Below are 26,801 nucleotides of genomic sequence, written 5' to 3' on the forward strand. Positions count from 1 at the left end.
GGCTTATCTAAAATGAAAGCAAAAAATCTAAAACATACTTTTTATGAATGGGACGGAGATGTCCTTGTGATAAATATTTTAGGAACTCCTGCTTCAAAACGTGATGCGATAGGAAAAGTTAAGGGAAATCAGCTAAAAGTAAGCGTAAAAGCTCAGCCTGTTGCAGGTAAAGCAACTGACTATATGGTGGCTTTTTTAGCAAAAGAATTTGGTATAAAAATATCTGACTTTGAGGTTGTTTACGGACGAGAGAGTATTCATAAGCAGTTACGCATAAAAGCACCCAAAAAGCTTCCAAAAGGGGTTGAATTTGAGTAAAATAAAAGATATTTTTGTATAATCAAAAAAAGATTATAAATTGAATTTAGGAACTCTTAATAATGACAAAACAAGATTTCAATGAAGGGCTTTTAGGCTTTTTAGACGCTTCGCCCACACCTTTTCATGCTACTCAAAATATGGCGGGTATGTTTGCAAATGCGGGATTTATAAAGTTACATGAAGAGCAGAAGTGGAAGCTTGAGAAGGGCAAAAAATATTATGTAACGCGTAATGATTCGTCAATAATCGCTTTTACATGTACACAAGATAAAAACTATGTAATGGTCGGTGTGCATACCGATTCGCCAAACCTGAAACTAAAACCAAATCCGATTATAAAAGAGCATGGAGTAGTAAAGTTCGGCGTTGAACCTTATGGCGGCGTACTTTTAAATCCGTGGTTTGACAGAGATTTGTCATTGGCGGGAAGGGTTACATACTTAGACTCAAACAACATGATAAAAGACGCACTTATAGATGCCAAAAAACCCATTGCTATCATCCCTTCTCTTGCAATTCATCTTGAGCGAGACGCAAACAGCTCAAAAAGTATCAATGCCCAGACGGATATATCTCCGATTTTATCAACTTCTGATGAGTTTAATTTTGATGAGTTTTTAAAAGAGCAGTTAAAAATCAGCGGCATACCTGACGTAAAAGAGCTTTATGCAAACGAGCTTAGCCTTTATGACACGCAAAACGCATCTTTTGTAGGACTAAATAATGATTTTATAGCGAGTGCAAGGCTTGATAATCTTCTTTGTTGTTATGTAGGGATGCTCTCTATTTGTAGCATTGATGATAAACCGATGCTTTTTATTGCAAGCGACCATGAAGAAGTGGGCAGCGAAAGCACTTCCGGTGCAGGAGGAAGTTTTTTAGAAAATACGCTTCGCAGGCTCTATCCCGATTATGAGGAGTATATGCAAATGATACGCTCATCGTTGATGATATCGGCTGATAATGCACATGCCATTCATCCGAATTTTCCAAGTAAACATGACTCAAAGCATGCTCCGCACATAAACAAGGGAAGTGTGATAAAGGTAAACTCTAATCAGCGTTATGCCTCAAACTCAAAAACAATTTCAAGATTTATGAATGTTGCCTCTTCACTAAGTGAGCCTATTCAAAGTTTTGTAACAAGAAGCGATATGGGGTGCGGCTCAACCATAGGTCCCATAACCGCTTCAAGACTGGGCATAGATACCATAGATGTCGGACTTCCTACATTTGCCATGCACTCTATAAGAGAGCTTTGTGGAAGTGATGATGCGCACTCTCTCTATAAGATTATTTTGGGATTTAGCAGTTAATGTCAGGTATAACGCCCGAAGAACTTAACCTTTTAATAGAGCAGACGTATAAGGTTGAAAAGGAGTTTAGCGAACTAAAGGCATCTTACTCACATTTGCAAGATACTATTGAAAAAGTCGTTGAGTTTTTGCCAAACGCTATTTGGATTTTGGATGAAGAGGGCGAGGTTTTTTTACAAAATTCACAAGCAAAAGCATTAAATGAGTTATTTGAGCTTTTAGAGTTGAAAAATGATGACTATGAGGTGCAGTTTAATTCAAAATCCTATCTTATAAAAAGCTCCTCTTACAAAGATAAACTGATGTTAAGTGCAACGGATATAACAGAACAAAAGAGAAAAGAGAACCTTGCAACTATGGGGCAGATGGCAGCGCATCTCTCTCATGAGATACGAAACCCTATAGGTTCTATCTCGCTTTTGAGTTCTACTCTTAAAAAAAGGGTAATTCCTGAAAATATTCCAATCGTTGAAGAGATACAAAAGTCTGTTTATAAAATAGAGAGAATTGTAAAAGCAACGCTTATGTTTAGTAAAGGCGTACATGCAAATAAAACTCCTTTTAAGTGGGATGAACTTCAAGATGCGCTTGTTGCGGCTATCGGATATTACGGCTATACAAAAAATATAACGTTTATCTTTCCTCAGCAAAAATTTATACTAAACGGTGATAGAGATTTGCTTGAGATGCTTTTCTCAAACTTCTTGACAAATGCGATAGACGCAATAGAACTTGATGAGAATGATGACGGTTTAGTGGAGATAGTGTATGAGAGAGATGAGGAGTTTCATAAATTTTATATATATGATAGCGGTGTTATGATTGAAAATGCAAAAGAGCTTTTTGAGGCTTTTAAAAGCTCTAAAGTAAAAGGAAACGGGCTAGGACTTGTTCTCTCACGTCAAATAGCACAGGCTCACGGCGGAAGTGTTGAGTTACTTGATAAAGATAGAAAAGGGTTTGAAATAAACCTTGCTATTTTGTAATAGTGATGGAATATTTGTTGCTTAAACTATCTTTAATTATATCAGAGGTTAGCGGATGCTAGAAGATAGCAAAAAAATATTGGCTTTACTTGATTATGTGAAAATAGACAAATACTCGGTTGTTTGTTGTTTCAAATGTAACGTAAAGAACAAATCAGTTGTCTCAGTAGTTCCTTTTGAACCGTTTGATGGCAAAATTGAGATATCATTAAAAGAGATGATTTTTCATCCTATAAACTCATACAACAGATATTATCATACTCCCATTACAATATACGGAGACGGTTCCAAAGAGACGATAGTTTTAAAAGCTTTTAAAAAAGTTGCTCATAATTTTGAGTATGATGAGTTAAAACATAAATATATATATTGCAATAAAAGGTAATAATAAGAATGAAAAAAGAGTTGATAGAAGTCCCGCGTGCGACTTTGGATTTTTACAAATATGAAGAGGACGGTTTAACATACTACGAGTATGATGCGACAAAGTGTCAACCGCCTGAGCCGATGGTAAATACAATGTGCGGTCTTAGTCTGCTAAGGAGCAAAAACGACAGACTTGTAGGTATTTTTTTTCATGAGCCGTTTCCTCTGTACGGCAGAATACCTTTGACTATAGCTCATGAGGCAAAAGAGCTTGAAAACGGGGATTTTAGAATAACCTTTAAATTAGACGAATAGCCAATAATTTAGCACTTCGTTATCTAATTTTAAATAGAATACCCTTTTCAATCAAGGGATATATATTATGAAACAGATAGTATCAATTTTTAGCTCTATGAAGACAATGGCTGTTTTAATGCTTATTTTTGCTTTTGCCATAGGTTATGCAACATTCGTAGAAAATGACTACGGAACAATAACGGCAAAAGCCGATATATACAACGCTTTTTGGTTTGAACTCTTAATTGCACTCCTGAGTATAAATCTGATTATGAACATCTTTAAATATAAAATGTTTAGCATCAACAAAGCTCCTATTTTTATCTTTCATCTCTCTTTTATTATTATAGTTTTAGGTGCTGCAATAACAAGATTTGTCGGTTTTGAAGGCACTATGCATATTCGCGAAGGAGACGTGGCTACTACAATGCTTAGCTCTGATACATATTTTAGCGTGAGTGCAAATGTCGGGGATAAAACAAAAGAGACATCTCAAACTCTTTATCTGTCTAAAAAAAATAAAAATAGTCTCTCATCATCTTTAAACATTGAGGGTAAAGATGTACATGTAGAACTCATAGATTATATTCCTGATGCTATAGAGAGCCTTGTTGAAGGTAAAGAAGGCGGTTTTGAAGCAATAGAGATGATGATTGCACAAAATGAATCAAGTATGCCCATAAAGCTCAAAAAAGGCGAGTATTATGAAAATGATGTAATAGCTTTAAATTTTGGTTCAGACAAAATGTTTTTAAAACCGGTGGTGTCAATATTTTCAGAGGATGGCAAGCTTTATATGAAGCATGAAATGCCGCTTAAATTTTTAAAAATGGATGATAGAACAGAGGGTGAAGTTGCTCCTAGCGATAAAAACAAACTAGAAGGTAGAACTCTTTTTGGAGTTGAAGGTACTAGTTTTATTGTTCGCGGTTTTTATCAACATGCAACTACAAAAATTATATCAGACCCAAATGCTTCGCCTATGAGACCTCAAACGGATGCTTTGACATTTAACATAAAAGTAGGCGATGTTTCAGAAAATGTTATGATATTTGCTCAAGCAGGAAGAGCGGCAAAAGAGAGTCACAATGTTATTAACGGAGTTGACGTACATGTATCTTACGGTTCAAAAAAGATAGAGATTCCTTTTGGTGTAAAGTTAATCGATTTTCAGCTTGATAGATATCCGGGTTCTATGTCTCCTGCTTCTTATGCAAGTGAAGTAGAGTTGATTGACGAGGAGAAAAACATACATATGCCATATAGAATTTTTATGAATAATATATTAGAGCATCGCGGATATAGATTTTTCCAATCTTCATACGACCAAGATGAGCAAGGAACAATATTGTCCGTAAATAACGACCCTGGAACACTACCGTCATATATAGGCTATTTTCTTTTAGGATTAGGAATGTTTTGGTCTCTTTTTTCAAAAAAGAACAGATTCGCACAACTCTCAAGCAGAGCTAAAAAAGCTAGTGAGCAAAAAGCCGTAGGAATTTTACTATCTCTGGGTCTGCTTTTTTCTATAACTCCATCTTACGCGGATAATATAAATCCGACGATAAAAACCGTTTTATCTTTTGACAAAGAGCATGCTAAGAAGTTCGGCGAGCTTATCATTCAAGATAGCGGAGGCAGAATGAAGCCGCTTGATACTCTCTCAACAGAGATATTGGCAAAAATTCACAGAGGCTCGTTTATTAAAATAGGCGAGGAGAAGTTGACTCCGAATCAAGTTATTTTAGGAATGATGGTTAAGCCTGATGCTTATAGGGAATTAAAAATCATCAGAACAAAAAATGAAGAGATAAACAAGATGATAGGTGTAGAGTCTGACTCTAAATATGCATCATTTTCGCAATTTTTTACAAATCCGGAGCATTTAGACGGTTATAAACTAGCAGAAGCAGTAGATAATGCAATAAGAAAAGAGCCAAAACATAGAGATTTGTTTGATAAAGCCGTTTTGGAAATTGATGAGAGAGTAAATATCTCATACTCCGTGTATTCGGGAGCCCTTATAAAAATTTGGCCGAAGCCAAATGATGTTAACAACAAATGGTATCCGACTATAGAGGCTCTTCAAACGTTCGACCCTCAAAATTCGCAAAAAGTAAGAACTGTGGTTTTTGAGTATTTTGCTGCCGTAGATGCTGCGGTAAGTAGCGGCAATTGGAGTAAAGCAAACTCTGAAATAGAGAAGATATATGAGTATCAGGCATTTTACGGACACTCTGTTTTGCCTTCTGAAACCAGAATAAAAGCAGAAACATTCTACAACTATGCAAATATATTTGAGAGAATCTATCCTCTATATCTTTTACTCGGATTTATACTCCTTATTTTTAGTTTTGTGAAAATATTAAAACCTGAATTTAATATAGCAATGTTTTCAAAGATATCTCTCGGACTCTTAACTCTGCTGTTTTTAACTCATACTTTCGGTATAGCTATTAGATGGTATATAGCAGGTCATGCTCCGTGGTCTGACGGATACGAGTCTATGATATATATCAGCTGGGCAACTGTTTTGGCAGGTTTTATCTTCTCAAAACGCTCATCTATGACGATGGCTTCAACTGCTGTTTTGACGGGACTAATTTTGTTTGTTGCACACTTAAACTGGATGAATCCTCAAGTTACAAATCTTGTTCCCGTTCTTAACTCTTATTGGCTTAGCATACATGTAGCGGTAATTACTGCTAGTTACGGCTTTTTAGGTTTGGGCGCACTTTTAGGTTTTATTACCATACTTCTTTTTATACTTAAAAATGAGAAAAATCAAGCGCATATTTCACTCTCTATTAAAGAGCTAAATGCAATAAATGAGATGAGTTTGATGATTGGTTTGGCATTTTTAACTTTAGGAAACTTTTTAGGCGGAGTTTGGGCAAATGAGTCATGGGGAAGATACTGGGGATGGGACCCGAAAGAGACATGGGCGCTTGTAACTATTTTAGTTTATGCTGTTGTAGTGCATCTTAGATTTATCAAGTCAATTTACAGCGAATTTAACTATAGTGTTATTTCTCTTCTTTCATATACATCCGTAATAATGACATATTTCGGGGTTAATTACTATTTGGCGGGAATGCACTCATACGCAAAAGGAGACCCTGTTCCTATTCCTGATTTCGTGCCGATTACATATACTATTTTATTTGTAGTTATAGCAATTGCCTCAAGAAACAGAAAATTGGCTTAATAAGGCTTAGATATGGAATTTAAAGGCTTTAGTAAAAAAACATTACCTTTTTTAGAAGCCATTCGCCAAAATAACAACAAAGAGTGGTTTGAAGCGCACAAGGGCGAATATGAGGAGTATATTTTAAATCCGTCTCGCGCTTTTGCGACAGAAATGGGAGAGCATCTAATGGCTCTTGAACCTAACGTGATTTTTGAACCAAAGATTAATAAATCTCTATTTAGAATATACAGAGATACCCGTAGAATGGGCGCAAATAAAGCCCCTATAAAACATCGCATAGGTTTTATCTTTTGGCAAGGTAGCGGGAGCAGAATGCAAAGCTCCTCATTTTACATGCACTTCTCTCCGGATGAACTTTTTGTAGCAGTTGGTGTCAGATGGTTTGAAAAACCGATGTTAGATGCGTATAGAGAGTATATAAAAAATGACAAAAGACGAATAGAGCTTGATAATCTTCTAAAATCTTTACATGTAAAAGGGTATAGTACAATTGAAAAAGGGTATAAAAAGTATCCGCGAGGCTTTAATGCAGATATGCCAAGTGTAGATTTGGCTCTATATAAAGGTATGGCACTTTATAAGATTTTAGAGCCATCTCTTATTGAAGACAAAGATAAACTTATAGAGACGCTCTACAAAATATATGAAGATATGTTACCATTACAACGAGTTGTATATGAGATAAGTTTACATGTTAAAGAGGATTAGATTATGAGAAAAGAAGCGATTGTTTTACTAAATATGGGTGGTCCTAATAACCTTGAAGAGGTTGAAGTTTTTTTAAAAAATATGTTCAACGATAAGAATATAATAACTGTTAATAGTTCGCTTTTAAGAAAGTTTATAGCTACTATGATAACATTTAGCAGGACTGAAAAAGCGCAAGACATATACAGACAAATCGGCGGAAAATCCCCGTTAGTAGAACATACACGGCATCTTGTAAAGAAACTTCAGGCAAAAGTTCAAGATGAGGGTGTTATAGTTGATTTTGCTATGCGATACACTCCCCCTTTTTCCAGTGAAGTTATAGAGAGACTTAACAAAGAAAATATTGAAAAAATCTATTTGATTCCTCTTTATCCGCAATTTTCTACGACAACAACGAAATCTTCTTTAGAGGATTTTGAAGAGCAGTACCATTTAAGAGGTACAGATGCTATCTTGGTAGAGATAAAGCATTTTTTTCAAAATTACACCTACAACAGTGCTGTTGTAGCGAGAGTTAAAGAGATAATAGATCCTAGCGAATGTGAAGAGTTTGAACTTATATTTTCAGCGCATGGACTTCCTAAAAAAATTGTAGATGCAGGTGATGTTTATGAGCGACATGTACAAAAACATGTAGAGTTGTTAAAAAAGATGCTTGAAAACGAAGGGTTGAAATTTCATGAAGTTCATTTGGCATACCAGTCAAAAGTAGGACCTATGGAGTGGCTAAAACCTTCACTTGAAGAGAAACTAAAAACTATAAAAAGCAAAAAAATAATTATTTCTCCAATCTCTTTTACTATAGATAACTCCGAGACAGATTTTGAACTTGAGATTGAATACCGTGAAGTAGCAAAAGAGTTGGGATTTGAGCATTATAGGGTATGTAGATGTCCAAACGACAGTGAACTATTTGTTGAAGCAATATTAGAGATATATGAGAAAATGAGATAAACAAGAGATGAAAATCGTTATCTTTGATATGGACGGCACTTTGCTTGATTCCAAAAAAGATATTACTATATCTATAAATCATGTAAGAGAGATTAATTACGACCTTCCTCCACTTAGCGAGAAGTTTATAGTTGATGCTATAAACATGGAAGTTAGAAACTTATCTAAACTCTTTTATGAAACACAAATTTATCTTCGTAGAGATAAAAATTTATTTGAAAAGCATTATAAGCTTCAGTGTGTAAAAAATGTATATCTCTATGATGGTGTAAAAGAGATGCTTGAGAGACTTGTTGCTTCACATGTAAAGATATCAGTTGCAACAAATGCACCTACGCAATTTGCACTAAGAATGTTGGAACATTTACAAGTTAAAAATCTTTTTGATGTTATTATCGGCGCAGATAAGGTAAATAACTCTAAGCCGAGTCCTGAGATGTTAAACAGTATTTTAGAGCATTATAGATTTGACGCTGCTAAACATAAAGCATGGATGGTCGGAGACAACTCAAAAGATATACTAAGCGCAAAGGGAGCAGGTATAGAGTCTATATTTGTAACGTGGGGATTTAGTCCTGATGGCATTTCAAATACAATCGTTAAAAAACCTACAGAGGTATTAGATATAGTTTTATAAATTTTTATGATAGAATGTTTTAATCTAATTTCAAGGATATATAGTGTTTGACATAGATTTGTTACTTTCATTCGCCTTTATGGCGCTGCTATTTTTAAGACAAATCTTTATACTAAAACAGCCAAATAAGATAAACTATGCACCACTTATGTTGGGCATAGGAGCTATAGGGGCTGTTGTTCACTTTATAATTCATCCTGAAGTGACAGATATGTTTCTTACTTTAAAAGAGAGCTTTATCCCTATCTTAGTCTCACTGCTTTTATATATCATTATGAATATACTCCATCAAACTCAAAAATCACAGCTTGCAAGAGAAAAGCATCAGTTTACAAAAGCACTTGTTGAGCAGATAAAAGAGCTAAAAGAATATAGTTTAGAACTTGAAAAAAAGATGATACTAAATCAAAATGAAGATAAACAGACTCAGTCTGAAATCAGAGAAAAATTTAAACATGATATTAAAGCATTAGAGGCTATTCAAACAAATCAGGCTAAATTTTTGGATAAGTTTGAACAACTGGATGTGTGGCATGAAGAAGTTATAAAATCATTTGAAAATTTTACAGAGGTTCAACTGCCATCTCTTGATAATATTGTTCACAAACATATAGATATCTTTCGTATTGCAGAACAAGACCACTTCAATAAAGTCAAAACAATACTTGAGAGAGCGGTTGATAGCAGAGGCGATGTTGCAGATGAGATTGCGGAACTTAAGAACAGTTTAGAGATTATGAGTAGTATCTCTCAGACTATCGCAAATACAATAGTAAGACATACCACGGACAAGCTATCTGAAGTTACGAGACCGTTTGAAAAAGAGATGCTATCTCTAAAATCTCATACCGAGAGTGTAAATACTTCTCTTTATGAGGGCGAAAATAAGCTCGGCGTCATAAAAGAGCAGAGTGAGCTTATAATGAAACAGATGATTTTATCATCTAAAAAGATGAGTGAACTTCAAACGCAAAATAGCTCATTACATGATATATATACTACTATGAGAGATTTGGTAAAAGATATAGAAGTTATCAAATCTGAATATGTAAAATCACAATCTCAGCTAAGTAATATAATAAAAGATTTTAAAGATACAAAAGAGCAAGAAAAAAATAACATAAGAGAACAAATTGAGTCTTTAAGTGCTGATTTAACAAATAAAATAGAAAACTCTTTGGAAAAACTGCATAGTCGTTATAGTACGACAAGTGAAGATATATCGCAAAGTGTGAAGTTTCTCTCTAAACAGGCTCAGCTAAAAAACAGATACTCCGACTTAGATAGCTAAGGCTATAAGAAAAGGGTAAATAAAGAGACCCATGTAGGGCAAAAAGCTGTTAATAGGTGCTAATAAAATTAAACTAAGTTCATGTGAGAGTTCTCTTTTTGTAAAAATTTGCTCTATAAGAAGTATCTTTGTTGCAATATCTGCCGTTTTTAAAATAAGTATAATAATCGCATAGATATTGTAATCACTCAGCATGACAAAGCCAATTGCAAAATAAAAAGTGGGCTGCATAATTAAAAAAAGAAATATGTTCTTAGCATAGTATTTATTCATGCGTATTATCATACCCATAATGCTAGGAGCTTTTTGCCACGATATTTCGTACAATTCAAGAAAAACAAAAAGAAGTATATAGTTTAAAATTAAGTCATTTATCATGTTGAGATTTTACTATAATTATTTAAATATTATTGATAATATACCCCTCTCCTTTAACATTTTGAATAAAAGAATCAGGCAAATCTTTTTTTAAATTTCTCATTGTTGAAATAATCGTATTGTGTGAAATCTCTTTATCGTCCCATACATAATCAATTAACATATTAAATGTAACTAATTGATTTTTATTTTTTATAAGGATATATAAAATCTTTTTTTGTATGGAGCTTAACTTGCATTGTATGTTGTTTTTCAACAATATGCGATTTTTTAAATCATATTTATAGATATCATCAATTATTATCGGGCTGTTGTTTGAGTGCTTTGGATTGATTCTTAGCATTCTTGCTTCTAGCTCCGCTAAGTCAAAAGGCTTTTTCAAATACTCATCTGCACCTAGTTCAAAAGCTTTAAGAACTTTTTGTACATCCGTTAATGCGCTTATAAATAGAGCAGGAGTTGTAATGTTATTGTTACGTATGTATTCAAGTACTTCAAATCCGTCAATTTCAGGAGTATTTACATCAAGTATCAGACAGTCATAATCGTTTGGATTTGCTTGTGCAAGCAACTGTTCTCCGTTTTCAAAATCATCTACATAATGACCTTTTAGCGTTAAGTATTTTTTAATATTTTGTCTTAGATGAAGTTCATCTTCCATTAAAAGTATTTTCATATTGTTTGCATTAATTCCATATTTATACAAAATTGCCCATTATTGCAGATAGCATTAATATTTATATTGTTCTCTTTGCAAATAGATTCTACAAGTTCAAGTCCGAGTCCAAGACCAAATACTTCTTCGTTATTACGATAATATTTTTGAAATATTTTTTTTACATCAACATCTTTTTGCACCGGATTACAAATTGAGAATGTCCATGTATCCATATTTTGTGTTAATGAAATCGTTATATCTGAATCCTCTTTTGTATATTTGAGTGCATTTGATATGACATTATCGATAACTCTCTCCATATCTTTTTGGTCAAAATAAAATAACATCTGCTTTGGCAAATTTGTTTTAAATTTTAATAAGCGGCTGGTAGCTACAAGATTAAAATAGTTAATTCTTTGGAATAAAAGAGCAGAAAAATCAAGCAGTGCGACCTCTTTTTGTCTGCTTGCATAATTGATTGAATAATATAAATCGTCATATATATTTTGCAAAGTTTTGCAAGCGGCTAGTGCCATTTGAGTATAGTTTGTTTGTTTATATTCCAACTCTTGCATCTGCATAGCGGAACTGATAATGCTCAAAGGCGTATAAAGTTCATGAAATGAGTGTTCCATTAATCTTTTTAAATTTGCGAGTAATTTTGCTTTTTGCAGATGAGTATGCACTCTGGCAATTAACTCTCGTGGATGAAACGGTTTTGCTATATAATCAACAGCTCCCTCTTCAAAACCTTTTACAATATCATTTGTTTTGTCTTTTGCAGTTAAAAATATAACAGGGATATCACATGTCAATCTGTTTTGTTTCAACTCCTTGAGAACTTCATATCCATCCATTAGAGGCATGACAATATCAAGCAAAATAAGCTCTGGATGAAAATTCTGTATAATGTTTAGCGCTTCTGCTCCACTGGATGCTACTTTTATATCATAATTATATGCACTAAGAATACTTTTAAAAAGAGAAAGATTCTCAAGTCTGTCATCAACAAGAAGTATTTTATGGGCATTGGTTTGTGTTATCTTATCTATTTGTTCTTCATTGTATAGAGTTTTATCGGTAAAAGTTTCAATATCATCTGTTTGTTCTTTTCTAACTGATAAAAGTGACCTTATATTTAGAGCTGCTTTTTCAATAGATATTGCCATTTTATTTTGTTCATTTGGCATAATATCTTCATCTTGAAGTATTTGAGAATATCCCAAAATAGTGTTAAGTCTATTGCGAATGCTATGTAAGTTTTTTTGTGTCAATAAGATAGATTCAAAATCTGCGTCATTGTTAAGATTGCTACTCATATATACCTTACTTTTAAATAATGAAGTTATTTTAGTGAAACTTTATAAAAAATAATCAAAGATTTATAAAAATTTGCATTCTTTATGCATTTTTGTTTGATTTAATACGCTAAATCAATTTTTATAAAGAGAATCAAATGAATAAAATAAGACTTCTAATCGTTGATGATGATGAAGATAATCGTTTAGTTTTAAAAGCTACATGTAGAAGTATAGAGGGTTTTGAGATTAAAGAAGCCGTTAATGGTCTTGAAGCCGTTGAAATTGCACAATCATGGGAACCGCATATTATTTTAATGGATATTATGATGCCAAAAGTTGATGGTTTAGAGGCATCAAAAATTATAAAAGAGATATATCCGCAAACTGTAATAATTGCGGTAACAGGTGTTCTTGATTCTCGTATGGAAGAAAAAATGAGCGCAATAGGTATAGATATCTATATCCATAAACCTATCGATAGAGAGTTAATCCGCTTCAAGCTTCAAAGTGTCGAATCATCGTTTCGTTTAAAACACGGCAATTTTAAAGATCGTTCAAAAAAAATAACTTTAAATCCATTTAACTCAGACATTCCTTCTTACAAAACAATTTTTGATATTGTAGATACCGAAGCAATGATGGAATTTGGAATGTGGCTGTTTGACCGTTATAACGGTAAAACTGTATCTAATAAGTTTGACAAAGTTATAGAAGTTTTTTACAAGATAATGAAACAAGGAAATAAAAACGGCGAAGCTATGACTATTATCGTCGAAGAGAGTTATGAAGAGTTCTATATAACTATTAAATTTGATACGGTAGTTCATTTGGAACAAAATGTATTAAACATGTTAAATGAATTTGGATCGGAGTTTATCATTAAAGAAAATATTGTTTGTGCAAGACTCAGCAAGCCGTTAGAAACAACTGTTAAAGATAATATTTTGGCAGATACAAAAATTAAGCAAATTGAGAAAAATAAAATTGATGATGAAAAATTAAAAGAAACAAGGGCAATTTCATTAGATGAAAGAAAACTTTTACATCAAAGTTTTGTTCATAAAACAAGTGCAAAAAATTACATTAATGAAATTGGCGGAGATATTCTTGATGAGATTTTAGATTTATCAAGTATAGATGAAGAGTGGATAACAAAGCTCAATGAAATAGAAAAAAGTCCCATAGAAGAAAACTTTATAGCATTTACCAATAACGTTTTAAATGTTTATGTAGGAACAATCAATAATCTTTTTGAATTTACTGCTCTTGCTTATGCTCTTACCTCACTTGGATTATTTATAAAAGAAAATGCAAAAGTTATAAGTGAAGACAGCTCAAAAGTAAAAAAAATGATTATGTTACTTGAGCATTTGGGAAAAGACCTTGCATCGTGGAGAGAGCATATATTTGTTTTGCAAAATACTGTTGATATCCATTATCTTGATAGTTCTTTTTTCAGCTCTTGTATGCAGATAGAGGGAATTATGACGGATAAAGGCCTGGGCAGTGACGGTGATAATGACATGGAATTTTTTTAAACAAAAACAAGGAGATAGAAAATGGCAAAAAAAGTTATTATAGTTGATGATTCAAGAGCAGTGGTTGCAACGGCAGAGTTAGCGTTAGAAGAGCTGATAAACTCAGGTGTTATCGAGTTTAAATCATATTTAAACCCCATGGAGCTTTTAGGAGCACTGCAAAGCGGAGCTGAAAATTTTGACTTGCTTATAAGCGATGTAAATATGCCGCAGTTAAACGGTTTGGATTTGGCTCGCTCAATAAAAGGTGATGATAGATACAAAAATAAGCCCATTATTATTTTAACGACGGAGAGTTCAAATGATTTGAAAATGGCGGGCAAAGAGATTGGTGTTACGGGTTGGATGGTTAAACCCTTTAGTGATGAAAAACTTGTTAAATCGCTTAAAATGATATTAGGAGTGTAGGAATGAGTCAAAATATTGTTAACACAAAAAGAGAACGGTACCTTACTTTTTATCTAGGAGAAGAGCAGTATGGAATTGCCATAGATAAAATTAAAGAGATTATAGCGATTATGAAAGTCACTAATGTTCCAAATACACCTGTGTTTATGCGTGGAGTGATAAATTTACGCGGATCAATTATACCGGTAGTCGATACGAGATTGCGTTTTAATATGGAGCATAGAGAACCTGATATGCATACTGCAATAATTATCGTAGAGGTAGAAAAAACAAATATCGGTTTTATAGTAGATAGAGTTGAAGAAGTTTCATCTATTGACTCTTCAAATTTAAGTGAACCGCCTAAATTCGGAAGTCAAGTAGATACTGATTTTATATGCAATGTAGCGCAAGTAGAAGACGGTGTCGTAATGATATTAGATGTTTTAAAGCTATTTAAGGCTGATGAACTGGTAAGTTTAGAAGAGATACAACAAAAACACACAACACAAGGACAATAAATATGAAATGGTTAGAAAATATTGTATTACAAACAAAGTTAGTTATGTTGACGACAATTATCTTGATTGGATTAGTAACGGTTAGCGTAATTGCAGTGAATTCTGTAAAAAGCTGGCAAACTGATGTTAAAGAAATAGGCAGCGTGCGTGTTCCTTCACTTGTTGGACTTTTGAAAATGCGTACAGGTATAAATAAAGTAATTATCGAGCAAAATCGTGCACGAGGATTAATACAAGATCCTGAGCGTGTAAAAAAATGGGCAAACGCATTAGAAAATACAGATACCGGATGGAAGTATTACCAAATTGGATATGACCTTTATGCTCCGCTACCGCAAACAACGCAAGAAGCCTTAGAATGGAAAGAATTCGAAAAGAATATGGCTTCTTGGAAGGAAGCAAGTAAGAATTTTGAACAAAATGTTTTAACTCCAGCAGCACATGGTAAGCTGACTCTTGATGATGCCAATATGTATATTGTAATGACGAATATACTTGAAGATTTTGTTGATATACGAAACAAAATGCTTAACAATATTGAAGTAATTACAAAAATAAATGAAGATGTTGCCGATGAGACGGTTAAAAGTGCAAAAGATACATCATCTTCTGCATATAACTCGACACTTTTAATTTCAACTGCATCGGTAATAATAGCAATAATACTTTCTTTTGCATTTATTCGTTCAATTACACGTTCAATTACGCAAAGCGTAACATCTATACGTGACGGTGCAATGCAAATTACGTCAGCTAGTGATCAGGTTGCTTCATCTTCATCATCTTTAGCTCAAGGTGCAAGCGAACAGGCTTCAAGTGTTGAAGAGGTAAGTGCTACGTTAGAAGAGAGTACGGCAATAAATACTCAAAATACCGACAATGCGCGTCAAGCCGATATTTTAGCTAAAAATGCAAACGATTCAGCACGTGCCGGATATCAAAAAGGAGAGCAACTATCTAAATCTATGCACTCTATTACCGAATCGGCTGCAAAAATTTCAGGAATTATTAAAACAATAGACCAGATAGCATTTCAAACCAATCTTCTTGCATTAAATGCAGCAGTTGAAGCAGCACGTGCCGGTGAGCATGGACTTGGATTTGCAGTTGTTGCCGATGAAGTTAGAAATCTGGCTCAAAGAGCCGCATCTGCAGCGAAAGAGACTTCTAACATTATAGAAGAAGTAGTAGGGCAGATTAAAGAAGGAAATGAGATAGCACTTGCTACACATACATCTTTTCAAGAGATAGTAGAGCAATCTAAAAAAGTATCGGATTTAATTGGAGAGATATCTATCGCAGGAAAAGAACAAAGTGAAGGCATGACGCAAATAAATCAGGCTATGGGACAAGTTGACCAAGTGACTCAACAAGTTGCCGCAAATTCTGAGGAGGCTGCCGCAGCTGCTGAAGAGTTAAATGCACAGGCAACGTCTATGATGGAAACCGTAAGAATTTTAGCAAAAATGGTAGGTATGGAATCAGATGCTCCTACTCTAGCAGCAAAAAAGAAACAACTTCACCATATAGAGATTAAGCACCCATTAGAGCAAAAGAGAAAAATTAAAACTTCTAAAAGCAGTTCTTCTTTCAATAAAGCTGAAGAAATTTTCCCTCTTCATGAAGACGATTTAAAAGAATTTTAAAATGGAATTCGACGGCGATGTACTTACCATAGATATAAATATGTCTATGGAAGAGATTATAGAATTTGAAGATTTTATTCGTACAAGAGTTGATTATATTGATATTATTGAAGTTAAAGAAGAGGGCTCATTTAAGAGCAGTGCTTTTTTGTCTATTTTGTCTAGTTTGAAGAAAACTAAACCAGAATTGCAAATTCCTTTTTTAGAAAAGAGAGTTGCAATTTCACCAGAATATGGAACAATTCATTGGATTTGTCATGACTAAACAAGAACAAGTAAAAGCTATTTTCATAGAAGAAGCCGGAGAAATAATTGAAAAATTAGATATAGATATTATTCGCTTTGAGGAAAATTGCAGTGATTTTAATCTTTTAAATGAAATCTTTCGCGGAGTTCATACTTTAAAAGGCAATGCCAATGCATTTGGATTTACTCGTTTGGGCGAGTTTGTTCACCATTTTGAAGATGTACTTGATCATTACAGAAGCAGCAAAGAAAATATAGAAGAGCATAATTTGGAGCTTTTTGTCGGTAGTGTCGATGTCATTAAAGAAGTAATGACATGTGAACTTGATGCGATTGAACAACTGCCAAATAGCTATCTCGATTGTTTGAATGGGATTAAAAATTTACTTGCAATAAAAAAAGGTAAAGAAAACCCATCTGCAAATCCGCAAACAAACAGCAATACTTCCAAAGAGTTAAATGATTTGGCATCTGAATTTGCTTTTGATTCCAATGAAGGGATTAAAAATGATGTGGAAAAAAGTATCAAACATCATCAATCATTACAAAAGGAAGGTTTAAACTTATATCAAATAGATTTGACGCTAGATTCCGATTGTTATAAACGCGGATTTGACCATATACTGTTTTTAAAAAATCTAGCTCAGGAAGCAACGCTTTTAGAGAGCTTTTTTGATATGCAAAATGTCGCAGCTATCGATAACTTTAAGAGTGATGAAAATGCTATAAATAAGGTTTTTATAGTTGTTTTAACACATTTGTCGAATGATGAAGTAGATGAAATATTTGAATTTTTATTTAATCATGAATATAAAATTACGGCAATTGCACCAAAGATTACAGAAATAATACAAACTTCTGATATTGCAAATAATAAAGCAGTTGAAAATGTAGTAGATAACATAGCAACTAATGTTGTTACTTCAAAATCAACGATTCGTATAGATACATTTAAACTCGATGAGCTATTTGATTCTGTCGGCGAGTTGGTTATAGCACAAAACTTTATTGCACAAAACGATAAAATCCGTTCAATTGAGGATGAGTCTATAAACCGTACTATCGAGACGCTCTCAAAAATCACGAAAAAAATTCAAGACCGTGTTATGAGTCTGAGAATGATTGCGATTAAAGATACATTTGAAAAGATGAAGAGAGTCGTTAGAGATACGTCTAAAAAAACAAAAAAAGAGGTACATCTTGTCGTTCAAGGGGAAGATACCGAGATAGACAAAACTATGATTGACAGTTTATCGGATCCGCTTATTCATATTATCCGCAATGCAATTGATCACGGTCTTGAAGCAGATGCTAATGAGAGAACACAAGCAGGTAAAAGTTCAGGCGGAACAATTACTTTAAGGGCATTCCATAAAAGCGGCAATATTGTAATAAGCGTTAGTGACGACGGAAGAGGAATAAATAAAGAGAAAGTTTTAAGCAAAGCAATACAAAGAGGCATAGTAAGCGGCGATGAAAATCTGAGTGATTCTCAAATATTTTCTCTTATAATGCAACCTGGATTTTCAACCGCAGAAACCGTAAGTGACTTATCAGGACGCGGTGTGGGACTTGATGTAGTAAAAACGTCAATAGAAAAGCTTCGCGGAAAAATTGAGATAGATTCTAAAGAGGGGCAGGGAACGACATTTTCTATGATTTTACCTCTTACATTGGCTATCATAGATGGAATGCTGGTAAATGCTTCGGGTGAGACTTATATTATTCCAACTCTTAGTGTTGTTGAATCGTTTCGTCCTGAAGAGGAGATTGTTCATGCTATAAAAGGCAAGGGCGAATTTGTGAGTTTACGCTCTCAGCATATTCCTATTATTAGATTGAGCGATGTATTTGATTTAGAGACTAATAGAATTCCTCCATGGGAAGGTATCTTGGTTTGCGTAGAAACGGAAGCAGGACGTATAGCTATAATGGTTGATGAGTTGGTAGGCCGACAACAGGTTGTTATAAAAACACTCGGAAAATCTCTGGCAAAATTAAAAGAGATATCAGGCGGGGCAATACTCGGTAACGGAGATATAGCGCTTATCCTTAATGTAGATGAATTACGACCTTTAATTGAAGTCTCTCATGCTTGAACTACAACTTAAACCTGAAGAGTTTGCGCTTTTTCGAAAATATATCTATGAAAAAGTCGGAATTTCACTTTCCGATCAAAAAACTACATTGGTTAAAGGTCGTTTAAATAAACGGGTAAATCAATTAGGATTAACTTCATTTAAAGAGTATTATCATTACCTCATAGATGATGAAACGGGTGATGAACTTACTTTTTTTGTGAGTGCTATATCTACAAATGTTACATCGTTTTTTCGTGAGACATCTCAATGGACTTGGTTGCAAGGATATTTGCCGCAGCTAGCAACTGCAAAAAAAGAGAAAAAAATCAGAATATGGTCGGCAGGATGTTCAAGCGGTGAGGAACCATACACTATTTTAATGTTTTTGCAAAATCATCTTCATGATTTTGAGAGTTGGGATATAAAAATTCTAGCAACAGATATTTCATCAAAAGTTCTCTCACGTGCAATTGCGGGAACATACGAGTCTAAACAAGTTGAGCAGTTGCCAAAAGATATGGTGCTGAAATCTTTTGAGAAGATAAAAGTAGATAATGAAGTTAAATATCAAATAAAACCTTTTCTTAAAAACAAAGTGCTATTTCGGTTATACAATTTAATTACTGATCCGTTCTTTTTTAAAAATCAGTTTGATATGATTTTTTGCAGGAATGTAATGATATATTTTGATGATAGCAATAGACATGAATTAATAGGAAAATATACAAAATTATTGCCAAAAGGGGCTCCTCTGTTTTTAGGAAGTTCTGAGTCGTTAACGACTCATAGAGATTCATTGAAGTTGCTTGGCTCCTCAATTTATCAAAGATTATAGGATGAAAAAATGGAAAAAATAAATACTGCTATTTTAATGAAAGAATCAAAGTTTGATTTGCATGAGCTGTTTTTTTCCATTACACAGCATGATAGTACTATACTTTTTGGTAACGAAACTTTTATTCGTATAAGCGGCTACGAGAAGGATGAAATAATAGGAAAATTTCATAATATTATTCGTCATCAAGATATGCCGCGTGTAATTTTCAAAAAATTTTGGGAATATTTAAAACTAAATAAACCTGTTGTAGCGTATGTAAAGAACAAAACTAAAGATGGCGGATTTTACTGGGTTTTAGCAGTAGTTTTTCCAATGGAAGATAGATATATATCTATTCGCATAAAGCCAAATACGGCAATTTTTACTGTGGTAAGAGAGATTTACTTTAGGTTACTTATGGCAGAGGCGAAGTCAGATATGGATGAGAGCCAAAAGCTGTTTATAGAGCTTTTAAACGCTTACGGCTTTGATGATTATGACCATTTTATGAATGAAGTTTTATTGGCTGAACTTTTAGAGAGAAAAAGATTATTAACATTAAACCGTTCGCAAGAACATGATTATAGCTATTTAAAATCAGATTTTAAATTAGATGTTAAATCGCTGTACGATATAAGCAAAGTATTATTAAATGAATATGAAAAATGGTTTACGAAGATTGAATCTCTTAAGAGGATAAAATCTATTTTTGAAGATAAAGGTTATCTTTTAAGAACATTAGCAAGAGATATCGTATTTTTATCTCTTAATGCATCCGTATCTTCCTATAAACTTGAGAGTGACGGAGAAACATTCGGTGTATTAGCGAGTGATATTAGAACTAATGCAAAACAAAATGATATTTTAATAAGAAATGTGCATAAAACTACTCAAAGTTTTACGGAGTCGATAAATGAGATGATATTTTTAGTTTCATATCTGAGTTTGCAAATGGAGATGGTTACATATTTTATAAAAGAGCTTCTTGATGAGAGTAGTGAAAAATTAAATGAAAATATTAATATTTTGAATGAGCTTGTAATGCAATACAATGAAAAATTGATAAAACTACCTAATATTTTTGATAAATTAATTAGAATAAACATACTGAATTTGGAAGAACTTGAAAAGCAGTTGATGTATTTAGGATATGTGCAGGTATATGGAATAATTGAGTCTTCTAGATTAAATGATGACAGATTGGGGTTTTGTGAAATATTTTCACAACTTAAAGCTTTAATTTCAAAAACTTCAGACGAAATCTCTTTAATGAAAGATATGGCTGAAAATTTTAATGTAGATAATAAAAATTTGATGAATGATTCAAAAAAAATAGAGGTATTGTTAAATAGCTTTAAAAGTCAAATAATTAAAATGAAAAAGATGGAAATATAATCATGGAAAACATATCAGAAAAAAAAGCGCTTGATAATGAAATTGCATTTTTAAGTAAAAAAATATTGGAACTTAACAAACGGCTTATTGAAAGTGAAAACACAAAATCAAGATTTTTATCACTTGTAACAAATGAATTAAATGATCCTATGACAGTACTTCTTGGAATGATACCTCATTTGAAAATTCAAGCAGAAGATAAAAATGAAAAAATATTTTCTATAATAAATAAAGAAGTTTTAGATTTAGAATTTAAGATTAAAAATTTAGTTATGGCAGCAGAAATTGAAAGCGGAAATATAAATATTTCATATTCGATGTTAGACCCACAAGAGATTCTTGATGAAGTTATAAAAAGTTTAAAATATACTATTGAAGAGAAAAACCTTGAAATAAAAATAACAAATACGATAAAAGAAAAAATTATCTCTGATTCGCAAAAGATATATATTATAATGAAAAATCTTATCTCTAATGCATGTATTTACGGGATAGAAAAAGGTGTAATTGATATCGGTTTGAGCGAAAAAGATTCTATATTTAAGATAACGGTGAAAAATCAAGGCGAGGGTCCTCAAACAAGATATAAACCTGAAGTTTTTACACGTTTTACAAATACGACAGATCATGAGCACGGTTTAGGTATAGGGCTTAGTATAGTACGTGAACTATGTGAGCGCTTTGGCGGCAGTATAGATTATACAGCAGAAGATGGACATGTAATATTCAGCATTACTTTATTGCTTGATAATTGTACAATTGACTCTCAGGCTTATGGATCAAATGAATTTTTATTTGACTCCTTTGAAAATGCGATAGAACTGTAATGATAATAGGTAGTTCAACTTTTATACATGTCGGTCAACTTCATGTTGATGTTGCACCTGCCGCGATATCTACGGTTTTAGGTTCATGTGTTGCAGTGTGTTTATATGATACAAAATTAGGCATAGGGGGTATGAACCATTATCTGCTTCCTTTTTGGAACGGTAACGGTTTGCAGTCTCTGAGATTTGGAAATATATCAATCCCTAAATTGATAGAAACTATGTTAGAACACGGTTCAAGCATAAATACTATGGAAGCAAAAATATTCGGCGGTGCATCAATGAACATATCGGCAAATGAAAATATGATGATAGGGAAAAAAAATATTTTAGTCGCAAAAGAGATATTAAAAACATATAAAATTGCAGTAGTAGCCGAAGATGTAGGCGGAATAAACGGTAGAAAAATACAGTTTAATTTAGAGAGAAAAAAAGTGTTGCTTAAATACACTTCCGATAAATAATCTTTGAAAGGAATAGAAAATAGATGGCTATAAAAGTTTTAATAGTAGATGACAGTGCAACGGCACGTGCGGTGTTGCGTGAAATTTTAGAATCAGATCCATCTATTGAAGTTGTGGCAACGGCTTCAGATGCGTATGTCGCACGAGATAAAATAGTGGAACTAAAACCAGATGTTATTTGTTTGGATGTTGAGATGCCCAGAATGGACGGAATCACTTTTTTAAAAAAGCTAATGCATTATATGCCTATGCCAGTTGTGATGGTATCTTCTTTGACGCAAAGCGGAGCTAAGACAACATTAGAAGCACTTGAAGCAGGTGCAGTAGATTTTGTTCCAAAACAGCATTCGCATATTTACGACGCTAAAGATGAAATGAAAGATGAGCTTATATCTAAAATAAAAACGGCATCAAAAGCTAAAGTTTTTAAAAGAGAGTTAAGTAATCAAAAATCTCCAAATATGACATCATTGGCGGAGACTACCAATAAAATATTGGCAATAGGTGCCTCAACAGGCGGTACTGAGGCTCTAAAAGAGGTGTTGATGGGTTTGCCTAGAAATTCGCCGGGAACGGTTATCGTTCAGCATATGCCTGCAAATTTTACGGCGCCGTTTGCACAAAGACTAAATTCGCTTTGCGCTATGGAAGTCAGAGAAGCAAAAAACGGGGATTCTATAACTCCCGGCGTAGTTTTGGTGGCTCCAGGGGATTATCACATGGTTGTAAGGCGTTCAGGGGCTAGATATTATGTTGAAATAGGAAGCGGTGAAAAAATTTCAGGACATAAACCGTCAGTTGATGTTTTATTTAATTCAGTCGCAAGGATTGCAGGTGCAAATGCAATCGGCGTTATTTTAACAGGAATGGGTGCTGATGGCGCAAGAGGGCTGTTGGCTATGAAAAATGCCGGAGCAAAAACAATCGGGCAGGATGAGGCAAGTTGTGTAGTTTACGGAATGCCGAAAATCGCTTTTGATGTTGGAGCCGTAGATAAACAAGTTGCGTTAAATAAAGTAGCAAATAGCATACTTTCTTTTATCTAATTAAACAAATATAATAAAGGACATATATAATGAAAATTTTTTTAGCAGAAGACAACGAAGACAACCATTTGGTTATAAAATCTAATTTGAGAAAATTAAATACATCAGTAGAATTAATTTGGGCAGAGGATGGAAGAGTTGCTATTGACATGTTGGAAAATATAGATAGCATCGATCTTTTTTTAATAGATATAGAAATGCCAAATGTTAACGGTATTGAGCTTACTAAATGGATTCGTTCTCAAGAGAGATTTGCCGATAAACCTATTATTGCCGTTACGGCTTCTGTTTTTGCAGAGATGAAAAAAATGTACTTGGAAAAAGGGTTTGATAATATCTTGGAGAAACCATTTTCAAGAAAAGAGTTGCTTGAAACTATACAAAGGAGTATGAATATTCCATGAAACAACCTACACTTTTAATAATTGATGATAATTATGATAGTCGTTTAGCAATAAGAGCAGCACTAAGAAAACATGAGTACACTTTTTTTGAAGCCCAAGATGCCAAAGAGGGTATATTTTTGGCAAATGAGGAGATGCCTGATTTAATTCTTATGGATTTAATGATGCCAGGTATGGGCGGATATGAAGCTCTGCAACAGCTTAAGGCAAAAGATGAAACACGGCATATACCTGTATTAATCGTTACCGCTTTAGGTTCGATGGATGAAAAAATTACTGCGCTGGAGTATGGAGCAGAGGGATTGTGGTCTAAACCTTTTGACAGAGTTCGTTTTGTTGAGCATATAGAAACCATAATGGGGATGAAACATGTATATGTAAAAACACCTACTCAAATAATTAAACAAAAAGAGAGAATAGATAAAGTTTTGCATAGGCAAAGCGAAGAGCTTATTTATTACTATTATACTGATGCGTTGACCGGATTTTCAAATAGAGGTCAGCTTATAAAAGATACAAACGGTATAACAAAATCAGCGCTTTTACTGCTTGATATTGATGGATTTAAGGATATAGTCTATTTTTACGGTCATGAAACAGGAGATAAATGTCTTAAATCTTTTGCGTCTAAAATTAAGCAGATATTTCATGGAAATAATTTTAACTATTATAGAATTTCAGGTGATATCTTTGCCATCTTAATTAAAGATAATAACGATATAGAGATGCTCAATAATTTAATAAAAAAATTAATTGAAATAATGGAGTTATTGTATTTTGATTGCAATGGACATGAAATTCATATTAAAATTACCGTAGGTGCTTCTATGTTTGAAAAGGAGCTTCTCCTTAGTGCGGAAAAAGCTCTTAAGAGGGCAAAAACAACAGGTAAGACAACTCTTGTTTTTAATGAAGAAAATGAAGAGTTTCGCTCTTATGAGCAAAATATTTTTTGGGTAAACAAGATAACACAAGCTATCGCCAATGACAATATAGTTGCATTTTTTCAGCCGATTGTTAATAATAAAACAGATAAAATCGAAAAATATGAGTGCTTAGTTCGCATGATAGATAAAGACGGTACTATACACTCTCCTTTTAAATTTTTAGAAATTTCTAAAAAGTCTAGAAATTATGCTGCTATCACAAAAAGTGTTATTGAAAAAGCATTTAAAAAATTTGAAAACACCAATTATGAATTTTCAATTAATTTATCTGCAAAAGATATGGTAGATGAGGTGATGGCAAGAAATATTTATGACCAGCTTGAAAAATTCAGCGGATGCAACAGGGTGATATTTGAGCTTTTAGAATCAGAAGGGATTGAAAATTATGATGCTGTTTACGCTTTCATAAAAAGAGTAAAAGAGTATGGGTGTCAAATTGCTATTGATGATTTTGGCAGCGGATATTCTAACTTTATACATTTATTGCGATTAAAAGTAGATATAATAAAAATAGACGGTTCGCTTATACGTGATTTGGATAAAGATAAAAATGCTCAAATGATTGTACAAACGATAGTCGATTTTGCAAATAAGTTAAATATTTTAACGGTTGCGGAGTTTGTACACTCTGAATCGATATATCATGTAGTAAAAGAACTTGGAATTGATTATTCTCAGGGATATTATATTAGTGAGCCAAAAGAAGAGATAATTAATGACTAAGTTAATAAAAAGAGATAGCAAGATTATTAGAGCAGTACCTTTTATGGTGTTGGTTATCTTTATCTTTACCAGCTATCAGTTTTATATAGATATTAAAAACAACGCAAATTCAAAACTTCAAACGGAGTTTTTACTTAAGTCGCAAGAGTTTAAGACACTGATAAAGCATAGAATGTTGGCTTATGAACATGTACTTCATGGCGCAAAAGGGTTATTTGCATCTTCTAATTTTATTGATAGAGATGAATTTAAAATTTATGTAAACGCCTTAGACTTAAATATAATGTTTCCCGGTATTCAAGGTGTCGGTTTTTCAAAAATCGTACCGGCAGATACTAAGGATGACTTTATAGGAAAAGTTCGTTCTGAAGGCTTTAGCTCTTTTGATATTACTCCTAAATATAAGCGTGATTTTTATACGACTATTTTATACCTTGAGCCTTTTGATGATAGAAATAAAAGAGCATTTGGTTATGACATGTACTCAAATCCTACCAGACAAAAGGCTATGGCTGCATCAAGAGATATGTCTATGGCGGTAATTTCAGGTAAAGTAACCTTGTTGCAGGAGTATAAAAAGGATGTTCAAGCAGGTTTTTTAATGTATCTGCCCGTCTTTAAAAATAAAACAAAAAATATAACCCTAGAGCAAAGAAGAAAAAATATTTTAGGATGGGTATATGCTCCGTTTAGGATGAGTGATTTGATGCATAGTTTAAAGGGTTACGAAGATAGTGAATTTGATATTGAAATTTATGACGAAAATATAATAAAAGAAAAATATTTGATGTATGACAGTTATGCCAGCAATAAAGCATCACTTTTTTATACTCAAATTGAACTTGATGTCGCAGGACGAGAATGGGGTGTTTTAATAAAATCAACACCTGAATTTGAAAAAAATTTAGATATCAGCAAGGCAGAGCTTGTATTGATTTTTGGAATAATATTTAGTGTTTTTTTATTTTACATTATCCAGCAACTTATAACCGGTAAAGAGTATGCAGAAAACTTAGCAAATAAAATGAACGAAAAACTGATTATAAGTAAAAATATACTTAAAAACTTAAATACTACATTAGAAAAAAGGGTTGAGGATAAGACACGGGAGCTGCAAAAATCAAATTATGCACTTGAAGAGTATGTATCAAACCTAGAAGTATTAAACCTCAAACTTACAAAAGCAAAAGAGGAGGCTATGCAAGCTGCTCAGGCAAGGTCAAATTTTATAAGCGGAATTTCACATGAGTTAAGAACACCTCTTAATGCAATTATAAATTTTACGGACCAAGTAATAGAAGATTTTGATGAGATGTTGGTAGATGAAGA

Annotated in this window: 27 protein-coding genes; 24 read left to right on the forward strand and 3 right to left on the reverse strand. The window is 33.3% G+C overall.

The features are described from left to right. The first annotated feature begins 12 nt into the window (after positions 1-12). The 10 genes from A2530_RS02725 to A2530_RS02770 all read left to right on the forward strand — a co-directional run bounded on the left by A2530_RS02725 (position 13) and on the right by A2530_RS02770 (position 10,093). Positions 13-318, forward strand: a complete 306-nt coding sequence (locus tag A2530_RS02725; protein ID WP_294884175.1) for a DUF167 family protein — start codon at positions 13-15, stop codon at positions 316-318. A gap of 62 nt (positions 319-380) precedes the next feature. Continuing rightward, positions 381-1,637: a M18 family aminopeptidase gene (locus tag A2530_RS02730; protein WP_294884174.1), complete on the forward strand. Its 1,257-nt coding sequence runs from the start codon at positions 381-383 to the stop codon at positions 1,635-1,637. After that, positions 1,637-2,623, forward strand: a complete 987-nt coding sequence (locus A2530_RS02735) for a PAS domain-containing sensor histidine kinase (protein ID WP_294884172.1) — start codon at positions 1,637-1,639, stop codon at positions 2,621-2,623. The genes A2530_RS02730 and A2530_RS02735 overlap by 1 nt, the downstream gene beginning before the upstream one ends. Before the next feature lie 55 nt (positions 2,624-2,678). Then, complete coding sequence (locus A2530_RS02740) at positions 2,679-3,008, forward strand: hypothetical protein (protein WP_294884170.1); 330 nt, start codon at positions 2,679-2,681, stop codon at positions 3,006-3,008. Between the two features lie 8 nt (positions 3,009-3,016). Further along, the gene (locus A2530_RS02745) at positions 3,017-3,304 is read left to right on the forward strand and encodes a hypothetical protein (protein ID WP_294884168.1); all 288 of its coding nucleotides are present in this window, start codon (positions 3,017-3,019) and stop codon (positions 3,302-3,304) included. Positions 3,305-3,371: 67 nt separating this feature from the next. Then, entirely contained in the window at positions 3,372-6,497 is a 3,126-nt protein-coding gene (ccsA, locus tag A2530_RS02750) for a cytochrome c biogenesis protein CcsA (protein ID WP_294884166.1), read from the forward strand. 12 nt (positions 6,498-6,509) lie between these two features. Then, the gene (locus A2530_RS02755) at positions 6,510-7,208 is read left to right on the forward strand and encodes a DUF2461 domain-containing protein (protein ID WP_294884165.1); all 699 of its coding nucleotides are present in this window, start codon (positions 6,510-6,512) and stop codon (positions 7,206-7,208) included. A 3-nt stretch (positions 7,209-7,211) separates the two neighbouring features. Then, positions 7,212-8,165, forward strand: a complete 954-nt coding sequence (gene hemH / locus A2530_RS02760; protein WP_294884163.1) for a ferrochelatase — start codon at positions 7,212-7,214, stop codon at positions 8,163-8,165. Between the two features lie 7 nt (positions 8,166-8,172). After that, positions 8,173-8,802, forward strand: coding sequence for an HAD family hydrolase (locus tag A2530_RS02765; protein WP_294884162.1), 630 nt, complete (start codon positions 8,173-8,175; stop codon positions 8,800-8,802). A 43-nt stretch (positions 8,803-8,845) separates the two neighbouring features. Continuing rightward, a complete protein-coding gene (locus tag A2530_RS02770; protein WP_294884161.1) occupies positions 8,846-10,093 on the forward strand; it encodes a hypothetical protein in 1,248 nt (415 codons plus the stop codon). Here A2530_RS02770 and A2530_RS02775 read toward each other — a convergent pair. From A2530_RS02775 to A2530_RS02785, 3 genes are read right to left on the reverse strand one after another with little or no spacing between them, the layout of a single operon-like run. Next, on the reverse strand, positions 10,082-10,471 hold the full coding sequence (locus A2530_RS02775) for a hypothetical protein (RefSeq protein ID WP_294884159.1): 390 nt from the start codon (positions 10,469-10,471) through the stop codon (positions 10,082-10,084). The two genes, A2530_RS02770 and A2530_RS02775, sit on opposite strands and share 12 nt — an antisense overlap. Before the next feature lie 22 nt (positions 10,472-10,493). Beyond that, the gene (locus A2530_RS02780; protein WP_294884157.1) at positions 10,494-11,147 is read right to left on the reverse strand and encodes a response regulator transcription factor; all 654 of its coding nucleotides are present in this window, start codon (positions 11,145-11,147) and stop codon (positions 10,494-10,496) included. Further along, entirely contained in the window at positions 11,144-12,448 is a 1,305-nt protein-coding gene (locus tag A2530_RS02785; protein WP_294884155.1) for a hybrid sensor histidine kinase/response regulator, read from the reverse strand. The genes A2530_RS02780 and A2530_RS02785 overlap by 4 nt, the downstream gene beginning before the upstream one ends. A gap of 137 nt (positions 12,449-12,585) precedes the next feature. Between A2530_RS02785 and A2530_RS02790 the strand changes: the two genes are divergently transcribed. The 14 genes from A2530_RS02790 to A2530_RS02855 form a co-directional block, all read left to right on the forward strand. Continuing rightward, the gene (locus A2530_RS02790; RefSeq protein WP_294884153.1) at positions 12,586-13,968 is read left to right on the forward strand and encodes a response regulator; all 1,383 of its coding nucleotides are present in this window, start codon (positions 12,586-12,588) and stop codon (positions 13,966-13,968) included. Between the two features lie 21 nt (positions 13,969-13,989). Further along, positions 13,990-14,376, forward strand: a complete 387-nt coding sequence (locus A2530_RS02795) for a response regulator (RefSeq protein WP_294884152.1) — start codon at positions 13,990-13,992, stop codon at positions 14,374-14,376. A 2-nt stretch (positions 14,377-14,378) separates the two neighbouring features. Further along, entirely contained in the window at positions 14,379-14,876 is a 498-nt protein-coding gene (locus A2530_RS02800; protein WP_294884150.1) for a chemotaxis protein CheW, read from the forward strand. 2 nt (positions 14,877-14,878) lie between these two features. Continuing rightward, the gene (locus A2530_RS02805; protein ID WP_294884148.1) at positions 14,879-16,522 is read left to right on the forward strand and encodes a methyl-accepting chemotaxis protein; all 1,644 of its coding nucleotides are present in this window, start codon (positions 14,879-14,881) and stop codon (positions 16,520-16,522) included. A gap of 1 nt (position 16,523) precedes the next feature. Beyond that, on the forward strand, positions 16,524-16,787 hold the full coding sequence (locus A2530_RS02810; protein ID WP_294884147.1) for a hypothetical protein: 264 nt from the start codon (positions 16,524-16,526) through the stop codon (positions 16,785-16,787). Next, positions 16,780-18,867, forward strand: a complete 2,088-nt coding sequence (locus tag A2530_RS02815) for a chemotaxis protein CheA (protein WP_294884146.1) — start codon at positions 16,780-16,782, stop codon at positions 18,865-18,867. Before A2530_RS02810 ends, A2530_RS02815 begins: the two co-directional genes overlap by 8 nt. Further along, complete coding sequence (locus A2530_RS02820; protein ID WP_294884144.1) at positions 18,860-19,684, forward strand: protein-glutamate O-methyltransferase CheR; 825 nt, start codon at positions 18,860-18,862, stop codon at positions 19,682-19,684. The genes A2530_RS02815 and A2530_RS02820 overlap by 8 nt, the downstream gene beginning before the upstream one ends. A 9-nt stretch (positions 19,685-19,693) precedes the next feature. Then, on the forward strand, positions 19,694-21,061 hold the full coding sequence (locus A2530_RS02825) for a PAS domain-containing protein (protein ID WP_294884142.1): 1,368 nt from the start codon (positions 19,694-19,696) through the stop codon (positions 21,059-21,061). Between the two features lie 2 nt (positions 21,062-21,063). After that, on the forward strand, positions 21,064-21,888 hold the full coding sequence (locus tag A2530_RS02830) for a sensor histidine kinase KdpD (RefSeq protein WP_294884140.1): 825 nt from the start codon (positions 21,064-21,066) through the stop codon (positions 21,886-21,888). Further along, positions 21,888-22,352 carry a chemotaxis protein CheD gene (locus tag A2530_RS02835; RefSeq protein ID WP_294884138.1) on the forward strand — a complete coding sequence of 155 codons (465 nt, stop codon included), beginning with the start codon at positions 21,888-21,890 and terminating at the stop codon, positions 22,350-22,352. Before A2530_RS02830 ends, A2530_RS02835 begins: the two co-directional genes overlap by 1 nt. A 23-nt stretch (positions 22,353-22,375) precedes the next feature. Beyond that, complete coding sequence (locus A2530_RS02840) at positions 22,376-23,398, forward strand: chemotaxis response regulator protein-glutamate methylesterase (protein WP_294884137.1); 1,023 nt, start codon at positions 22,376-22,378, stop codon at positions 23,396-23,398. A gap of 29 nt (positions 23,399-23,427) precedes the next feature. Continuing rightward, entirely contained in the window at positions 23,428-23,802 is a 375-nt protein-coding gene (locus A2530_RS02845) for a response regulator (RefSeq protein ID WP_294884136.1), read from the forward strand. Beyond that, positions 23,799-25,472 carry an EAL domain-containing protein gene (locus A2530_RS02850; RefSeq protein WP_294884134.1) on the forward strand — a complete coding sequence of 558 codons (1,674 nt, stop codon included), beginning with the start codon at positions 23,799-23,801 and terminating at the stop codon, positions 25,470-25,472. Before A2530_RS02845 ends, A2530_RS02850 begins: the two co-directional genes overlap by 4 nt. Continuing rightward, a partial coding sequence (locus tag A2530_RS02855; RefSeq protein ID WP_294891413.1) for a CHASE domain-containing protein occupies positions 25,465-26,801 on the forward strand: 1,337 nt, incomplete at its 3' end. The genes A2530_RS02850 and A2530_RS02855, both read left to right, overlap by 8 nt.

Origin of the sequence: Sulfurimonas sp. RIFOXYD2_FULL_34_21, assembly GCF_001830805.1 — a bacterium.
Lineage (GTDB): Bacteria > Campylobacterota > Campylobacteria > Campylobacterales > Sulfurimonadaceae > Sulfurimonas.

Excerpts from the sequence above, each read along its gene's own strand:
- A2530_RS02725 (WP_294884175.1), top strand. The coding sequence starts at position 13 with ATGAAAGCAAAAAATCTAAAACATACTTTTTATGAATGGGACGGAGAT.
- A2530_RS02730 (WP_294884174.1), top strand. The coding sequence starts at position 381 with ATGACAAAACAAGATTTCAATGAAGGGCTTTTAGGCTTTTTAGACGCT.
- A2530_RS02735 (WP_294884172.1), top strand. The coding sequence starts at position 1,637 with ATGTCAGGTATAACGCCCGAAGAACTTAACCTTTTAATAGAGCAGACG.
- A2530_RS02740 (WP_294884170.1), top strand. The coding sequence starts at position 2,679 with ATGCTAGAAGATAGCAAAAAAATATTGGCTTTACTTGATTATGTGAAA.
- A2530_RS02745 (WP_294884168.1), top strand. The coding sequence starts at position 3,017 with ATGAAAAAAGAGTTGATAGAAGTCCCGCGTGCGACTTTGGATTTTTAC.
- ccsA (WP_294884166.1), top strand. The coding sequence starts at position 3,372 with ATGAAACAGATAGTATCAATTTTTAGCTCTATGAAGACAATGGCTGTT.
- A2530_RS02755 (WP_294884165.1), top strand. The coding sequence starts at position 6,510 with ATGGAATTTAAAGGCTTTAGTAAAAAAACATTACCTTTTTTAGAAGCC.
- hemH (WP_294884163.1), top strand. The coding sequence starts at position 7,212 with ATGAGAAAAGAAGCGATTGTTTTACTAAATATGGGTGGTCCTAATAAC.
- A2530_RS02765 (WP_294884162.1), top strand. The coding sequence starts at position 8,173 with ATGAAAATCGTTATCTTTGATATGGACGGCACTTTGCTTGATTCCAAA.
- A2530_RS02775 (WP_294884159.1), bottom strand. The coding sequence starts at position 10,471 with ATGATAAATGACTTAATTTTAAACTATATACTTCTTTTTGTTTTTCTT.
- A2530_RS02780 (WP_294884157.1), bottom strand. The coding sequence starts at position 11,147 with ATGAAAATACTTTTAATGGAAGATGAACTTCATCTAAGACAAAATATT.
- A2530_RS02785 (WP_294884155.1), bottom strand. The coding sequence starts at position 12,448 with ATGAGTAGCAATCTTAACAATGACGCAGATTTTGAATCTATCTTATTG.
- A2530_RS02790 (WP_294884153.1), top strand. The coding sequence starts at position 12,586 with ATGAATAAAATAAGACTTCTAATCGTTGATGATGATGAAGATAATCGT.
- A2530_RS02795 (WP_294884152.1), top strand. The coding sequence starts at position 13,990 with ATGGCAAAAAAAGTTATTATAGTTGATGATTCAAGAGCAGTGGTTGCA.
- A2530_RS02800 (WP_294884150.1), top strand. The coding sequence starts at position 14,379 with ATGAGTCAAAATATTGTTAACACAAAAAGAGAACGGTACCTTACTTTT.
- A2530_RS02805 (WP_294884148.1), top strand. The coding sequence starts at position 14,879 with ATGAAATGGTTAGAAAATATTGTATTACAAACAAAGTTAGTTATGTTG.
- A2530_RS02810 (WP_294884147.1), top strand. The coding sequence starts at position 16,524 with ATGGAATTCGACGGCGATGTACTTACCATAGATATAAATATGTCTATG.
- A2530_RS02815 (WP_294884146.1), top strand. The coding sequence starts at position 16,780 with ATGACTAAACAAGAACAAGTAAAAGCTATTTTCATAGAAGAAGCCGGA.
- A2530_RS02820 (WP_294884144.1), top strand. The coding sequence starts at position 18,860 with ATGCTTGAACTACAACTTAAACCTGAAGAGTTTGCGCTTTTTCGAAAA.
- A2530_RS02825 (WP_294884142.1), top strand. The coding sequence starts at position 19,694 with ATGGAAAAAATAAATACTGCTATTTTAATGAAAGAATCAAAGTTTGAT.
- A2530_RS02830 (WP_294884140.1), top strand. The coding sequence starts at position 21,064 with ATGGAAAACATATCAGAAAAAAAAGCGCTTGATAATGAAATTGCATTT.
- A2530_RS02835 (WP_294884138.1), top strand. The coding sequence starts at position 21,888 with ATGATAATAGGTAGTTCAACTTTTATACATGTCGGTCAACTTCATGTT.
- A2530_RS02840 (WP_294884137.1), top strand. The coding sequence starts at position 22,376 with ATGGCTATAAAAGTTTTAATAGTAGATGACAGTGCAACGGCACGTGCG.
- A2530_RS02845 (WP_294884136.1), top strand. The coding sequence starts at position 23,428 with ATGAAAATTTTTTTAGCAGAAGACAACGAAGACAACCATTTGGTTATA.
- A2530_RS02850 (WP_294884134.1), top strand. The coding sequence starts at position 23,799 with ATGAAACAACCTACACTTTTAATAATTGATGATAATTATGATAGTCGT.